Source organism: Mycobacterium gordonae (assembly GCF_002101675.1).
GTDB lineage: Bacteria > Actinomycetota > Actinomycetes > Mycobacteriales > Mycobacteriaceae > Mycobacterium > Mycobacterium gordonae.
The window spans coordinates 1-14,125 of the sequence record NZ_LQOY01000041.1; the positions used below are offsets into that span (position 1 = coordinate 1).

The following is a 14,125-nucleotide window of genomic DNA, read 5'->3' on the forward strand; positions in this document are numbered from 1 at the left end:
CGTCCCACCCATACCCGCATTACCACCGGAGCCGCCCGGGCCGCCGGTTTGACCGCCGGGCACAATCGAGGTGCCCGCCAAGCCCGCGGCGCCGATCGCGCCGGGTGCACCCGCACCACCCGCACCGCCGGCCCCGCCATTGCCGTACAGCCACGCGCTCCCGCCCACACCACCGATGCCACCAGCGACACTGGCACCGCCGATGCCGCCCGCGCCCCCGGCGCCGCCGTTGCCCCACAGCCATCCGCCGGCACCGCCCGCACCGCCGGCACCACCGCCGGCACCGCCGGTACCCCCGATGCCGCCGGCACCGATCAGGCCGGCGGCCCCACCGGCGCCGCCGGCCATCCCGGGCGCGCCAGACCCGCCGTTGCCGCCGTCACCCCACAAGATCCCGCCAGCACCACCGGCTTGCCCCGTCCCCGGCGCCCCATTGGTGCCCGGGCCGATCAGCGGGCGCCCCAGCAGCAGGTTGGTCGGCGCATTGATCACCCCTAGGACGGCGTCCTCGAGGGCCTGCAACGGCGACACGCTGGCCGCATCCGCGGCGGCATACGACGCACCCGCGCCAGCCAGTGCCTCCACAAACCGGGCATGGAACGCCGCCGCCTGCGCGGTGGTCGCCTGATACTGCTGAGCGTGGCTGGAAAACAGCGCCGCGATCGCTGCTGACACCTCGTCGGCGGCGGCGACCATCAACTCGGTAGTCGGCAGCGCCGCAGCGACATTCGCGAGACGTAACGATGAGGCGATGCCCGCGGCATCGGCTGCCGCCGTCGCGAACAAATCAGGAACTGCGATGACGTACGACATGCCGGGGCTCCCGCCTAGCTATTCACGAATTTTTTCGGGACTTCGCGATCCACGAAAGAATCGAACTATATCGCAGCGCAGAGGGCTTTTCGGGAAATCTTTCTTGCTCGTTTTGAATTCATTGTCAAAGCTTGACGACCCCGCGGTGGCGACCGATCAGAGTCTCGACTCAGTCCGGCGTCGCGCGCCGTTCGCAGCGACCCAAAGCCACCTGGAACTTTCCGAACGGCGTTCTACTATTTGCGATTTCGGTGACGGAACACGTTCGGGGCCGGCGATCCAATCCCGATCACGGTCCCCGCCGTCCGGCGGCGACTTGAGTAAATTCACGCAATCCACCTGCCATGTTCATATTTCAGCGTGCTTGCCCGACACCCGTAGGACATTTTTTCTTGTTCCGCGCGCCCTGAAATCGCTGTAATTCTCGATTCCCGGTCTGGTTTTCTGTCGGGAGGGCCTCGAGCGCTGACCGCCGCAGCTTGACCCGGATTTGCCGTCGACCATGGTGAGTGAGTACTCTCTCACCATGGACGCCGAGCCGCCCCGCGGACGCGACCGGCTGCTGGCCGAGGCGCTGAAGTTGTTCGCGGCCAAGGGTTACGCGGCGACGTCGGTGGCCGACATTCAGCGGGCCGCGGGCCTGGCGCCCGGCTCGGGCGCGCTGTACAAGCACTTCGGCTCCAAACGCGAGCTCCTCGAGGCCGCGGTAACACACCGGATCGACCGGATCGTGGCCGCGCGGGAGCAGTACGACGCCAAAGAGCCGACCAGCGTGGAAGATGCGGTGCGCACCGCGGGCCAGCTGATCTGGGGCAACTTCAAGCAGAGCGAGGACCTGCTCAAGGTCATGTTGCGCGAGCCCGACGAGCTCGGCGACCTCGACGAAAAGACCTGGCAGGTCATCACCGACAACGCCTACCAGCGCTTCGCCGACGAACTGACCGCGTCCAACGACTCCGGCCGCACCCAGATCCCCGATCCGGATGCCATGGCCGCCACCGCGATCGGCTCGTTGTCCTACGCCGCCACACTGCAGGCGCTCACTGGGCGGCTGCCCGGAAACATCGACGAAGAACGCTATTTCGAGGCGTGGGTCAACCAGACCGTCAGCGTCCTCACGCATTACCGCACCCCCCGAAACACAGGAGCAAAATCGTGACATTTTCCATGCAACTCAGCGACGACGTGATCGAGGTGCGCGACTGGGTGCACAAGTTCGCCGCCGAAGTCATCCGCCCGGCCGCGGCCGAGTGGGACGAGCGGGAAGAGACCCCCTGGCCGGTGATCCAGGAGGCCGCCAAGGTGGGTCTGTACTCCCCCGATTTCATGGCACAGCAGGCCGCCGAAGAGACGGGGCTGGGCATGCTGACCACGTTCGAGGAGATGTTTTGGGGCGACGCCGGCATCGCGCTGTCGATCATGGGCACCGGACTGGCAGCAGCGGCGTTGGCCGGCAACGGAACACCCGAACAGCTGGGCCAATGGCTGCCGGAGATGTTCGGCACCGCCGAGGAGCCGAAGCTGGCCGCGTTCTGCTCATCCGAGCCTGACGCGGGCTCCGATGTCGGGGGCATCCGCACCCGCGCCCGATATGACGAGGCGGCCCGCGAATGGGTGCTCAACGGCACCAAGACCTGGGCCACCAACGGCGGTATCGCCAACGTGCACATCGTTGTCGCGTCGGTCTATCCCGAACTCGGAACCCGCGGCCAGGCCAGCTTCGTCATCGGCCCCGACACCAAGGGCCTGGCCCAGGGGCAGAAGTTCAAAAAGCACGGCATCCGCGCATCGCACACCGCCGAGGTGGTGCTCGACAACGTCCGCCTTCCGGAGGACGCAATTCTCGGCGGCCGGGAGAAGTTCGAGGCGCGGATCGCGCGGGTGAAGTCCGGTGCCTCCGCGGGCGGCCAGGCGGCCATGAAGACCTTCGAGCGCACCCGGCCCACCGTCGGCGCGATGGCTGTCGGGGTGGCCCGCGCGGCTTACGAGTACGCACTCGAATATGCCAGTCAGCGTGAGCAATTTGGGCGCAAGATCGGGGAGTTCCAGGCCGTGGCGTTCAAGCTCGCCGACATGAAGAGCCGGATCGACGCCGCCCGCCTACTGGTGTGGCGGGCCGGCTGGATGGCCCGCAACAATCAGAACTTCGAGGCGGCGGAAGGATCCATGGCCAAGCTGGTGGCAAGCGAGACCGCGGTCTACGTCACCGACGAGGCCATCCAAATCCTGGGTGGCAACGGCTATACCCGCGACTACCCGGTCGAACGGATGCACCGCGACGCGAAGATCTTCACCATCTTTGAAGGCACGAGTGAGATTCAGCGCCTGGTGATTTCGCGGGCGTTGACCGGGCTGGCCATCCGCTAGCCCGTCACCACCTCTTGCGGAAGATGCCCGGGCGCGGCTCGGAGGGCTCGTGCCCGTCGCACCACTGGTCGGCGGGCACGGTGCGCCGGACCGCCTGGACGTGCAGGCCGCAACCGGCCCAGGTGGTCTTCCCGCAGATCCGGCATCGCACCGCGTGACACATCCGAAACTCCTACGACTAGCGGGGCCGCTGCAGTTGGGCGAACTGCGGGATCGCCGCCAATGAGGCTACCGCGTCGAACAGCGTCTCGACCGACTCCGGATCCGGCGGCGCCGTCAGCACCGGTCCGAAAAAGGTGTGGCCGTTGATGCGCATGATCGGGCTGCCTCCCGTTTCGCCGAGAGCGTCCTGCGCGGCCTGATGGCTGCGCCGGACGAGTTCATCCCACGAGGAGTCTGACAGCACCTCGGCGGTGACGTCCCAGGATTTCACGGCATCCAGCACCTGCCGGACCAGCCGGTCGTCAATCGACTCGGACCGGTCGAGGTACCGCTCGGCGAACGCGAAGTACCCCGCCTCTAGACCGGAGTTGCCGTGCTGGTCGCGAATGGCCGCCATCAGCCGTCCGATCCGTTCGGAATCGTGCATCCGAGCATGTTGCTTGGGCGGCAATTCTCTGCCCTCATTGAGCACCGACAGACTCATCAGCCGCCAGTCGACGACCACGCCGGTCTTGTCGGCAACGGCTTTCAGCCAGCGGGCGGTGTTCCACGAAAACGGGCACACCGGATCCAACCAGATGGTCACCGTTGCTCCGGTGGATTCGTCAGGCATGGCGCCAACTCCTTTCGGCTCGCTATATACCATACCCCCTACGGTATATAGCGCAAGGAAGGGGTGGCGCCGGGATGTCTAAGCTGCGCCTTTGCTTTGCAGCGCCTTGGTCACCGACGCGGGTACATTGCCGACAACCGAGAGGCCGGCCAACCGCCGCCAGGACCGGATCGCATGGCGGGTCATCTCCACGACTGGCCCGGGGGCGTCGTCCAAGTTCGCCAACCGATGGGCGCGCAGGGCGTTGCCGGTCACGGCATCCAGCGTGTCCCATGCCTCGGCATCGGAGAAAGAGGTCGATTGATACGCGGCCCGCACGGCGTATCTCTCGGCACCCGGGGACATCTTCGCGCTGATCTCCCGGGCGGCCCGGGCAGCCCTGTCCCAGCTGGTGATGTCGGGCATCTCGCCGGGGGCAAGCCGGCGGTGCAGCTCGGCGATTTCCGAGATCACCTCGGCCGCAGGCCCATTGGCGTAGCGCACCACACCCCACGGGGGGCTGACGAGCAGCTTGGACACCCACGGCCGGATTACCGTCTCGTCCACCTCTGCGGTCCCGACCGTCAGCCAGCCCAGGTCAAGGGCGAGCACGGCGTCCTGTGGGGACAAGTAGCCGTCGGGCCCGGCGAGCTGGTCGTTGCACAACTGGACGAACGCGGCCAGCGGGCGCGCCGAGGTCGCCGGAAAGTCGGTGATCTGTTCGTCGCCGTTGATGTACGAAATGACGTTCATGGCACAGCCTTTGGCCGAGCCCGGTTGGTGTGAACCCCGCGCCAGTCGCAACGGGTGGGTGATGCGCTCCAGATCCACGTGACTCCTCACGAATTGCCGGGTGTACCAAATTGTATGACCGGCTTCGAGACCGCACGGGCGTGACACGGCCGCTGACGGCTGACTGACGACCGAGCCTTCAGCTTCGACTCTGTGGCTGACATGATGAGGCCCATGCTTGCCCTGACTTCGCCGGTAACCATCGATTCCGAGAACGAGTCCGTCGTGGGCTCGGTCGCCGTCATAGACAGCGTCGCGGTCGCCGGGTCGGCGGCAGTCGCCGGCAGTGTCGCGGTCGCCGGGTCGGTGACGACCGCAGGCAGCGTCGCGGTGGCCGGGTCGGTGTCCACCGCCGGCAGTGTCGCGGTCGCAGGATCGGCGGCCACCGCCGGCAGCGTCGGAGTGATCGCCTGCCTGCTCACGGTCGTGTGCGTGGCCGTCCGGGAATGCGTGGCCTGCCTGGCGTGCGTCGCCTGCTTCAGATGCGTCGCCTGCCTCGCCTGCGTGCGCTGCACCGACTGTGTCGGGTGCATCGGCTGCGTGAACTGCTCAGGACTGCGGAATGCGAGGGGCGCCAGGAACGTTCACGTGCAGCCCGGCGAGTGAGCCGCCGCACCATCGGGCCCGCCTGCTGGGTCGTGGGTGTCGCCGGCTATCTGATCCTGGAAGCCGTCGCCGCTGCCGCTTACCTGCCGGCCTACAGCTACGCGCGCAACTACATCAGCGATCTTGGAAGGACCGGCCCGCGCGCGCCGTTGATGCAGGCGGCGTTCTGCTTGCAGGGCAGCATGTTTCTGCTCGGGACGCTGTGCATTGTCGGCATGCCGGTCAGGCTACGGTGTCGGCTGTTCGTGGGCCTGGTTGCGGCGAACGCGGTCGGCAACATTCTGGTGGGCACGGTGCCCAGTGGGTTGATACACCTTGCCGGCGCGGCGCTGGCGCTAGTGGGCGGCAACGCCGCGATCCTGGCCGGGTCAGCGGCTCTGCCCATGCCATCGCGGTGGTATCGCACTGCCTCGGTAGGCATTGCGGCGCTGGGGTTTCTGTGCCTGGTGCTGCTGGTGGGCAATTGCACGGCGCTGCCGGTCGGCGTCTGGGAGCGAGGCAGCGCCTATTCGATCTTCCTGTGGCAGTTGGTGACTGCATCAGTACTGCTGGCGCGTCGAGACGACGCCACCCTCACGTGCCGGTGAAGTTCGGCGGTCTCTTCTCCAGGAACGCACGCGGTCCTTCCTTGGCGTCGGCCGAGGCCATCACCGCCATGCCGAGTTCGAGTTCCCGCGGAAATGCCTCGGCCTCAGTCTTTTCCAGATTCTCGATGACCGAGGCCTTGATATTCCTGACCGCCAGCGGGCCATTCGCGGCCACCTGCTGCGCTATCTCGCGCGCCCGGCCCAGTGCACCCCCGGCCGGGGTCACGTGTCCGACCAGGCCCACCTCGTAGGCGCGGCGCCCGGAAATCGGAGTGCCCGCGATCAGCATCTCCATCGCGACGGTGTACGGGATCTGGCGCGGCAGTCGGATCGTTGACGCGCTCATCGGAAACAACCCGCGCTGCACTTCGCTGATCGCCAACTGCGCGTTCTCGGCGGCCACCCGGATGTCGAACGCCTGCAGGATCTCCATCCCGCCTGCGTAGCAGTAACCCTCCACCGCGGCGATGATCGGTTTCTTGACGTAGTGGTCCTTGAGAAATCCCTTATAGATCAACGCGAAATCGGACCTGACCCGCTCCTCATACTCGTTCTGCGCGGGTTCCCCGGCGATCAGGGCACCGACCAGACGATCGAGATCCGCGCCGGCGGAGAAATGACCGTCCGCCCCGGTCATGATCGCCACCCGCAGATCCGGATCATCGTCCAGCAGATCCCAGGCGTCGGCGAGTCGGCACAACACCTCCGGGTTGAAGGCGTTGCGCTTCGAAGGGCGGTTGAGGGTGATGGTGAGGATGTGCTGGTCCCGCTCGAGCAGCACTGCCGGTTCTGCCACGTACTGGTGTGTAGCACGAAACTGCCGCGGCGAGAAGTGACATGGCCCTCGATTGTCCTGGGCCTGGCCGCTTTGGCGGCGGCCGCTGCGATCAGCCGGGCCGTACGGCTGCGCCGAGATGCGCACCGCCGACAGAGCTTGCCGGCCTGATCATGGAGCCAGGAAGCCGGTCTGGGCGATGGCAGCCGACACGCAGTTGCCGATCGGACCGCTGGGGTCGACCAGCACCGCTGAACCCGTGGCCACTCCGTCGTCGCTGTAGTGGGTCAGCGACGCCAGGCCAAGGCGCGGTCCCGCGGGCAACCTGCTCAGGGTAAGGGTGTAGTCGACGTTGATGAATTGCAGCCCCCGGGATCCCCAGTTGGCGATTGACGCCGTGATGTCACCAGCCATGGCCGCGCGAGTGAAGGCGGTCATGGGTTCGGCATCGATCAGCGGGCGCGTCTCCTGCAGCCAGGTGTACTTCTGCCCGGCTGCGTCAGCCCAATCGGGGTCGGGGTTCTGAATATCGGCACCCCAGCCGTAGGTCCGGATAAACAGTGACGCCACGTCACCCTGCTCAGCCGGCAGCGGTGGCATGTGCACCGGTTGCGACCACACCTGCCCGTCGGGCTGCGGTCCGCGCCGCAGGAAAAGCGCGCTGGCCTGAGCAACCGGGTCGCCGTTCTGGAGCAGGGATACATCGACCAGCCGCAGTCGCCGGCGGTCCTGCCGCACCCGGGTGTGCACCTCGACCGGTTCCAGAGCGGTCGGACGCGGCAGATCGATGGTGAGACGTGCCGGCTGGAATTGCGGGTCGTCCACGAGCCGTTCGGCCGCCCAGCCGAGCAGGCCGCCGACGACGTGACCGCTCAGCGTAGGACCCCACCCGCCCCGCGCGATTTCGGTTGGTAGGTAACATTTTCCGTCGCGAACAAAGTAGGGCAGCTGCGATGCCGCGGCATCGTCGTCGGAATCGCCTTGCACTCCGTGTTTCTACCGCACCCTGGCACCGGCTCTGGCGCGGGCCACCGCTGATCGGATTTCCGCCACCCGATCGACACTGACACCCCAAGGCGGGTCGACACCGACTCGCTCGTCCAGATCCCACAACACACACTGCTCGCCCCGCCCCGCGACCAACTCCCAGGCGATGATCGTCCGGCGAAGTTGCTCGGCCGCTGAGTCAGTGGCGGCGTCTGCCGGCGCGCCCCCGTCGGGGTGGTGATGGAGAAAGCAGCCGTAGGCCTTGTCGCAGAACGCCGCGTACCGCGCGGTGCACAGGATCAAGCCGTGCCAGGCCTCATCGACCGCGCGCGACGGCATACCGATCACCTGGTTGTCCGGCAGGGCGGCCGCACAGCACAACAGCCACTGCCGCAATCCGGTCTCCACCAGCGCCCTCGGCTGCCACGGGCACGTCTTGAACACGGCCTCTGGCAGTTCCAGCTCGGTCACCGCGACGCGTGCCCGACCGTAACGATCGCGCCGCCGGCCCCACACGGCTTCACTGTAGAGGGCGCTGAGAATTGCCGCGGATTACCGGCGCAATCCTCGCGTAGCCTTTGCGCATGAACAGCGGCCTCCCGTTGCTGATTGCGTTGGGCGGCACCGGCCTGGTGTGGCTCGTCATTTTTGCGATACGCCGGCAAGGATCGTGGCGGGACCACGGGTCCGACGGCGTCTGGGGATCCGGATCGGGATCCGACGGCGGCTCCAGCGGCTGCGGCGGCGGCAGCAGTTGCAGCTCCAGCGGCTGCAGTGGTGGGGCCAGCGGCTGCGGCGGCGGGTCCAGCGGTTGCGGCGGCGGTAGCGGCTGCGGCGGCGGGGGCTGCGGCGGCGGCAACTGACCGTCTACCGCCAGGCGAACGTCGGCTGCTCGAGTTCATCGACCCGATCGTGGCGGCCTTCCAGTCCCAGCCAGCGCAGCTGCAACAGCACCGCGCCCGTCGGAGCGTGAATAAGGTCGTTGCCCAGTGGGATCTGCACGACCGGACGAGGACTTTCCGCGATGTTGATGAAGCGCGGTGAATCCTCGCGCTGTAGTTGGTGCAATCCCACCCGGTAAACCGCCAGCACCTCGTCGGGCGCCGGACGCAGATCCAGCCGGCCGCCACCCCAAATGACGACCGGCGTGATGACGTAGCCCGACCGGGTCGGATAGTCGTCGAGCAGACCCAGCACCGACGACTCCGGCAGCCGGACCCCGACCTCTTCGTCCAATTCGCGCAGCGCCGCCTCGATCACCGTTTCGCCCGGATCTAGACGGCCGCCCGGCAGCGCCCACTGCGCGGCGTGGGTCCGCAACCGAGAGGTCCTGCGGCACAACAGAAAAGCGGCTCCGCCGGCTACGTCGATCATGTGACCGTCGAGCAACTCGTCCGGCAAGGGACGACCGTCGAGCCAGTCATCCAGCGGAGCCGGATCGACTCGGTCTTCGCCGATCTCGGAGTCCACAAGGACCACCGCCACGGCCGCGTGCCGCTTCGTCGGGTCGATGACGGCACTGCGGTCATGCGCCGCCAGACGCTCCTGAATCTGTGCACGCAGCGCGTCGTCGTAGGCGATTGTCACCGCTCGACCATATGCCTCCGCTCGACGCATCCTAGGTGACGGTTTCGTCAGGAAGTGTTGACGGGACCCGCATCAGTATGTGACGATTTCGTCAGATCTTGCCCATCGTCCCGTAGGAGGTCTTCCCATCGGTCGAACTGCGGGCGTGCCCATCGATCACGCAAACATCTACGCCACCGACGCTTTGCTCAACCCCTACCCCCATTACCGGCGGCTGCGCCGCGCGGGATCGGTCGTGTGGCTGCGTCGGCACCGCGTGTACGCGCTACCGCGTTATGCGGAGTGCAAGGCCACGTTGCGCAACGACGCCCTGTTCATCTCAGGCAACGGTGTCGCGCTCAACCCGCTGAGCAATCGCCTGTCCCGGGGCACGACACTCAACAGCGACGGCGCCGAACACGACCAACGCCGCAAGCTGCTGGCCCACCGCCTGCTGCCCAGAGCGCTGCGCTCGGTCGGGGAAACGATCGACGAGCAGGCCGACGCGGTGGTCGAGGCCGCGGTGCGCCGCGGCGCCGTCGATGCGGTCGCCGATCTCGCTACCGCACTGCCGCTGGCGATCGTTCCCGACCTCGTCGGCTGGCCGCGCGACGAGCGCGAGCACCTCATCGCCTGGGGCGGCGCCACGTTCGACATCCTGGGGCCGCTGAATTGGCAAGCCGTCAAAGCCATTCCGCGCACTCTGCAGATGCTGATGTTCGCGCGCCGGGTGGTGCGCAACCGTTCGGTGCTGCAGGGCAGTGTGGCGCACGAGCTGCTCTGCGCCGCCGACGACGGCAAGCTCCGCCACGCGGAATGCCCGAAGCTGATGGTCGATTACATCGCTCCCTCGCTGGACACCACGATCAGCGCCATTTCCAACGCCGTCTACCTGCTGGCGACACATCCCGAACAATGGCGCCTGCTCAAGGACGATCCGACCCTGGTCGCCAATGCGATCAACGAGGTCATTCGCTATGAATCGCCGCTGCGCGCCTTCGCGCGCCAAGTCCGTGACGACACCGAAGTCGACGGCACCCCGATTCCGAGGGGCTCACGGCTGCTGATCCTGTACGCATCGGCCAACCGGGACGAGAACGAGTGGGACGACCCCGAGACCTTCGACATTCGCCGCGATGCCGGCCGCCAGATCGGGTTCGGCAACGGGACCCACGCGTGCGCAGGGCAGGGGCTGGCCCGCATGGAAACCGCCGCCATCCTGCGCGCCCTGCTGGAACGCGTTGACCGGATCGAGGTGACCGGCGAACCGGTCTGGGCGATCAACAACATCATTCACCGGCACCACCGGCTGCCGGTGAAACTGGTGGCCGCCTGAACGGCGCCCGGTTTCCGCCGAGTGTGACTTTGACGACGGGACACGCCGACCGAGCGTCGTGGGATTCCCGCTCGGCGGTGACGAGGCCCACATAGTTAGGCCACTAACTAATCGCGTACAATCGGAACCGGCGGCGCCGCCGCGATTCGAATTCTTCTAGGAGCGATCATGTCCAACGCTCGCCCGAACCCCTGGCAATACATCACCTACAGCTACGGGCGCCGGCTGCCCGATTCGATGCGCGACTGGGTCTCCCGCGACCTTGCCGGCCCCGGAGCCATCCGCCGGCACCTGATCCGGATGGCGATCCCCGCGATCATCGTCCTGGCCCCGCTGTGGTTGCTGCCGGCATCGCTGTACGTGCACTCGGAAATGACGGCGCCGATCTTCATCTGGGTCCTGTTGATGGCGCTGGCGCTGAACAAGGTGTGGCGCCGACACCGACTGGCACAGCACGGGCTGGACCCGGGCCTGGTCGACGTCATCAAACGCCAGAAGCAGGCCCATATTCACGACGACTACGCCCGGCGCTTCGGCCCGCGTCCCGAAGAGGCCAAGTGGCAGGACAACAGCAGCCCGTTCTGACCGCGGCTACGAAGGAGCGATCGCCATGGGCACAAGAACCGCTGTGGAACTCGACCCGCTGTCCTTAGAGCGCCAGGTCTGCTTCGCACTCGCCATCACCAACCGCGCCGTGCTCGCCGTGTACCGGCCGCTTCTGGAACCACTGGGCCTGACTCATCCTCAATACCTGGTGATGCTGGCCCTGTGGGACAACGCGAAACGGAAACCGGGCGCAAGTCCGCTGTCGGTCAAGGACATCGCGAACCTGTTGCAGATGGATTCGGCCACCTTATCGCCGATGCTCAAACGACTCGAGTCGCAGGGCCTGATCACCCGGACGCGCAGCGCCGCCGACGAGCGCACCACCCACATCGCGCTGACGCCGCAGGGCCGCAATCTTCGCCGGCAAGCGCTGAAAGTTCCGCCTGCGGTGGTCGAGCGTCTGGGTGTCGATCTCCCCGAACTCGAGCATCTGCGCGAGGTGCTGACCAAGATCAACGCGGCCGCGGTGGCGGCCGGTGCGCTCGACGTCTAGTCAAAAATCGCCGCAGCACACGGCCTTTCGCGGGTGTGAGAAACCCCGGCCCGGGTATACCCGCGCTGTGGCCAAACCCTCACCCGCGTCCGACAGCTTGCGCCAGTTGGCCGCGGCACACGGCGTGGCAACGTCCTACCGCAACGAGCGACGGGAGCCGGTCGACGTCGACGCCGACGTGGTGATCCGGGTACTCAGCCTCCTTGATGTCGAAGCCCGCACCGAAGACGACCGGCGCCGCGAACTGGGCAAGCTTGCCGAGGCCAACCGCACCGGCGTCTTGCCGCCCACCGTCGCCATCCGGGTCGGCGGGCACCCCCGGCCTTTGCCGGGTGCCGTCATGCTCGAAGCCGAGGACGGTACCCGCCTCGACGTCCGTGACGAACTGCCGGGCGACTTGACACCGGGGTGGTACCGGGCGGAAACCCGTGACGGTCAGCAGGCCACCGTGGTCGCGGCGCCGCCGCGGGTGCCGTCCACACCCGCCACCTGGGGCTGGATGTTGCAGCTCTACGCGCTGCGGTCGGCGCGCTCCTGGGGCATCGGCGACCTGGGAGACCTGCGGGAGTTCATCGACTGGACCGCCACGGCGCACCACGCCGGGGCGGTGTTGCTCAACCCGCTGCATGCGCCCGGCCCCACCCACCCGGTGCAGCCGTCGCCCTACACCCCGTCCAGCCGGCGTTTCGCCAACCCGCTGGCGCTGCGCATCGAGGACCTCGACGCCTACCGGCGCGCCGACGCCGACACCCGCGCCGAAGTGGACGCGCTGCGCGTCTCGCCCGCCACCGAGCGGATCGACCACGATCTGGTGTGGGCGGCCAAGCGGTCGGCGCTCGAATTGCTGTGGCGCGCCGAGGGGCGGCCCGATCCCTTGGGTGGCTCCTCCGAGGGCCTGCGCGACTGGGCCACCTATTGCGCGCTGGCCGAGCGGCATGGCGGCCGGTGGAGCCGATGGCCCGCGCCGCTGCGCGATGTGAACGGACCGGCCGTCGGTGCGGCGCGCCGGGAGCTCGCCCCGCGACTGGCGCTTCATGCCTGGGTTCAGCAGCGCTGCGCCGAGCAGCTGCTCGCCGTGCGGACCACCGCACGGGAGGCCGGTATGGCGCTGGGGGTGTTGCATGACCTCGCGGTGGGCGTCGATGCGGACGGCGCGGACGCGTGGGCGCTGGCCGACGTGCTGGCCACCGGCGTCAGCATCGGGGCACCACCGGACAACTTCACCCCGCGCGGGCAGGACTGGGGGTTGCCACCGTGGCGCCCGGACCGGCTGGCGGCTACCGGCTATGGCGCGCTGCGAGACATGTTGCGCGCGGTGCTCGTTCACGCCGACGGGCTGCGCATCGACCACGTGGCCGGGCTGTGGCGGTTGTGGTGGATCCCGCCCGGCGACGGACCTGATCGCGGCACGTACGTGCACTACGACGCCGAGGTGATGCTGGCGGTGCTCGCGCTGGAGGCCCACCGGGCCGAGGCCACCGTCGTCGGTGAGGACCTGGGCACCGTCGAGCCCGAGGTCACCGAGGCGCTGGCCGACAACGGGATGCTGGGTTGCGCGGTGTCGTGGTTCACCCGCGATCAGTCCGTGGCGCAGGAGCCGCTGCTGGTGCCGGCCAAGTGGCCTGCCCGCGCCGCGGCCAGTCTGTCGACGCACGACCTGCCGACGGCCGCCGGATTCCTGCGCGCCGAACACGTGCGAGCACGCGCCGACCTCGGACTGCTCGACGACGTTCCGGCCGAACAGGCCTCGGCCGCAAAGGAACGCGCCGAGTGGCTGGCACTGTTGCGATCCGAAGGACTGCTGGACCCTGAAGCCGAGACCGCGGAGGCCGAGCCCGAGGAGGCGACAATCATCACCGCGATGCACCGGCTGCTGGCTGCGACTCCGAGCCGGCTGAAGTTGATCTCGCCCTACGACGTGCTGGCCGAGGTCCGGCAGCCCAATTTGCCCGGGACCATTGACGAGTACCCGAACTGGCGGTTGCCACTGCCGGAGACGTTCGAGCAGCTGCAGGCGGATCCAAGGGTCGCGGAAATCACCGCGGTATTTCGGGAGGTCGGTGCGGGCGACGGTTGAGCGGGACTGCAGCGCCGGGCAACTGGACGATCCGCGCCCACCTGGTTAGCGTGTAGCCGAATCGCTCGGCGCTGGACAGACAGCTTCAGCCGACCAGACATGGATCCGATGGACGTGCCCGACCAGCAAAGCAGTGGGCCAGGAGGCCGGTGGCCCGTGTGGTCGCCCGGACTTTCGGCTGTCGACCCCGCAGCCCCCGCGTTTCATGCGTCCCCTGGCCGCTTCGAGGTGTGGCGGGCGGCGCGCGAAGCGCATCCCGTTGCCTGGACCGAATCGGCGGAATTCGGGGGTTTCTGGTCCGTCACCGCCCATGGTCTGGCACGCCAAGTTCTACAGCACCCACTCGTGTTCGCGTCAACGGCAGGC

At 67.7% G+C, this 14,125-nt stretch carries 17 protein-coding genes; 9 read left to right on the top strand and 8 right to left on the bottom strand.

Annotation, left to right across the window (positions count from 1 at the left end; genetic code table 11):
* Positions 1–813 (bottom strand): PE family protein (locus AWC08_RS07665; protein ID WP_142283463.1); only part of this gene is annotated, 813 nt, incomplete at its 3' end.
* Positions 814–1,339: 526 nt separating this feature from the next.
* On the opposite strand from AWC08_RS07665, the gene AWC08_RS07670 reads away from it, so the two are divergent.
* Positions 1,340–1,972, top strand: coding sequence for a TetR/AcrR family transcriptional regulator (locus AWC08_RS07670; protein WP_069435347.1), 633 nt, complete (start codon positions 1,340–1,342; stop codon positions 1,970–1,972).
* The gene (locus tag AWC08_RS07675) at positions 1,969–3,180 is read left to right on the top strand and encodes an acyl-CoA dehydrogenase family protein (protein ID WP_069435348.1); all 1,212 of its coding nucleotides are present in this window, start codon (positions 1,969–1,971) and stop codon (positions 3,178–3,180) included. The genes AWC08_RS07670 and AWC08_RS07675 overlap by 4 nt, the downstream gene beginning before the upstream one ends.
* Before the next feature lie 4 nt (positions 3,181–3,184).
* Here the strand turns inward: AWC08_RS07675 and AWC08_RS37025 are convergent, their stop codons facing one another.
* The 3 genes from AWC08_RS37025 to AWC08_RS07685 form a co-directional block, all read right to left on the bottom strand.
* Entirely contained in the window at positions 3,185–3,343 is a 159-nt protein-coding gene (locus AWC08_RS37025; RefSeq protein ID WP_167544946.1) for a hypothetical protein, read from the bottom strand.
* A 15-nt stretch (positions 3,344–3,358) separates the two neighbouring features.
* Positions 3,359–3,955: a mycothiol-dependent nitroreductase Rv2466c family protein gene (locus AWC08_RS07680; protein ID WP_069435349.1), complete on the bottom strand. Its 597-nt coding sequence runs from the start codon at positions 3,953–3,955 to the stop codon at positions 3,359–3,361.
* A 78-nt stretch (positions 3,956–4,033) separates the two neighbouring features.
* Positions 4,034–4,765, bottom strand: coding sequence for a hypothetical protein (locus tag AWC08_RS07685; protein WP_069435350.1), 732 nt, complete (start codon positions 4,763–4,765; stop codon positions 4,034–4,036).
* Positions 4,766–4,900: 135 nt separating this feature from the next.
* Between AWC08_RS07685 and AWC08_RS07690 the strand changes: the two genes are divergently transcribed.
* Positions 4,901–5,332: a hypothetical protein gene (locus tag AWC08_RS07690; protein WP_069435351.1), complete on the top strand. Its 432-nt coding sequence runs from the start codon at positions 4,901–4,903 to the stop codon at positions 5,330–5,332.
* Positions 5,329–5,919, top strand: a complete 591-nt coding sequence (locus tag AWC08_RS07695; protein WP_069435352.1) for a DUF998 domain-containing protein — start codon at positions 5,329–5,331, stop codon at positions 5,917–5,919. The genes AWC08_RS07690 and AWC08_RS07695 overlap by 4 nt, the downstream gene beginning before the upstream one ends.
* Here the strand turns inward: AWC08_RS07695 and AWC08_RS07700 are convergent.
* The 3 genes from AWC08_RS07700 to AWC08_RS07710 all read right to left on the bottom strand — a co-directional run bounded on the left by AWC08_RS07700 (position 5,906) and on the right by AWC08_RS07710 (position 8,197).
* The gene (locus AWC08_RS07700) at positions 5,906–6,715 is read right to left on the bottom strand and encodes an enoyl-CoA hydratase-related protein (protein WP_085087588.1); all 810 of its coding nucleotides are present in this window, start codon (positions 6,713–6,715) and stop codon (positions 5,906–5,908) included. The genes AWC08_RS07695 and AWC08_RS07700 overlap by 14 nt on opposite strands.
* A gap of 150 nt (positions 6,716–6,865) precedes the next feature.
* Positions 6,866–7,681, bottom strand: coding sequence for an acyl-CoA thioesterase domain-containing protein (locus AWC08_RS07705; RefSeq protein ID WP_065134185.1), 816 nt, complete (start codon positions 7,679–7,681; stop codon positions 6,866–6,868).
* A gap of 9 nt (positions 7,682–7,690) precedes the next feature.
* On the bottom strand, positions 7,691–8,197 hold the full coding sequence (locus AWC08_RS07710) for a glycine-rich domain-containing protein (protein WP_069435354.1): 507 nt from the start codon (positions 8,195–8,197) through the stop codon (positions 7,691–7,693).
* A gap of 68 nt (positions 8,198–8,265) precedes the next feature.
* Here AWC08_RS07710 and AWC08_RS07715 point away from each other — a divergent pair, with 68 nt between their 5' ends.
* Positions 8,266–8,544 (top strand): hypothetical protein, encoded by a 279-nt coding sequence (locus AWC08_RS07715; protein WP_065134187.1) that lies wholly within the window; start codon positions 8,266–8,268, stop codon positions 8,542–8,544.
* Positions 8,545–8,548: 4 nt separating this feature from the next.
* Here the strand turns inward: AWC08_RS07715 and AWC08_RS07720 are convergent, their stop codons facing one another.
* Entirely contained in the window at positions 8,549–9,268 is a 720-nt protein-coding gene (locus AWC08_RS07720) for an NUDIX hydrolase (protein ID WP_065134188.1), read from the bottom strand.
* Positions 9,269–9,413: 145 nt separating this feature from the next.
* Here AWC08_RS07720 and AWC08_RS07725 point away from each other — a divergent pair, with 145 nt between their 5' ends.
* From AWC08_RS07725 to malQ, 4 genes are all read left to right on the top strand, one after another.
* Positions 9,414–10,583, top strand: a complete 1,170-nt coding sequence (locus AWC08_RS07725) for a cytochrome P450 (protein WP_232008168.1) — start codon at positions 9,414–9,416, stop codon at positions 10,581–10,583.
* Between the two features lie 168 nt (positions 10,584–10,751).
* Positions 10,752–11,168 carry a DUF5313 domain-containing protein gene (locus tag AWC08_RS07730; RefSeq protein ID WP_065134189.1) on the top strand — a complete coding sequence of 139 codons (417 nt, stop codon included), beginning with the start codon at positions 10,752–10,754 and terminating at the stop codon, positions 11,166–11,168.
* A 25-nt stretch (positions 11,169–11,193) separates the two neighbouring features.
* Positions 11,194–11,682 (top strand): MarR family winged helix-turn-helix transcriptional regulator, encoded by a 489-nt coding sequence (locus AWC08_RS07735; RefSeq protein WP_069435576.1) that lies wholly within the window; start codon positions 11,194–11,196, stop codon positions 11,680–11,682.
* Positions 11,683–11,749: 67 nt separating this feature from the next.
* The gene (malQ, locus tag AWC08_RS07740; RefSeq protein WP_085087591.1) at positions 11,750–13,759 is read left to right on the top strand and encodes a 4-alpha-glucanotransferase; all 2,010 of its coding nucleotides are present in this window, start codon (positions 11,750–11,752) and stop codon (positions 13,757–13,759) included.
* Positions 13,760–14,125: the final 366 nt, after the last annotated feature.

Coding starts and splice junctions, on each gene's coding strand:
- AWC08_RS07730 (WP_065134189.1), top strand. CDS start 10,752: ATGTCCAACGCTCGCCCGAACCCCTGGCAATACATCACCTACAGCTAC.
- AWC08_RS07735 (WP_069435576.1), top strand. CDS start 11,194: ATGGGCACAAGAACCGCTGTGGAACTCGACCCGCTGTCCTTAGAGCGC.
- AWC08_RS07670 (WP_069435347.1), top strand. CDS start 1,340: ATGGACGCCGAGCCGCCCCGCGGACGCGACCGGCTGCTGGCCGAGGCG.
- AWC08_RS37025 (WP_167544946.1), bottom strand. CDS start 3,343: ATGTGTCACGCGGTGCGATGCCGGATCTGCGGGAAGACCACCTGGGCC.
- AWC08_RS07680 (WP_069435349.1), bottom strand. CDS start 3,955: ATGCCTGACGAATCCACCGGAGCAACGGTGACCATCTGGTTGGATCCG.
- AWC08_RS07715 (WP_065134187.1), top strand. CDS start 8,266: ATGAACAGCGGCCTCCCGTTGCTGATTGCGTTGGGCGGCACCGGCCTG.
- AWC08_RS07690 (WP_069435351.1), top strand. CDS start 4,901: ATGCTTGCCCTGACTTCGCCGGTAACCATCGATTCCGAGAACGAGTCC.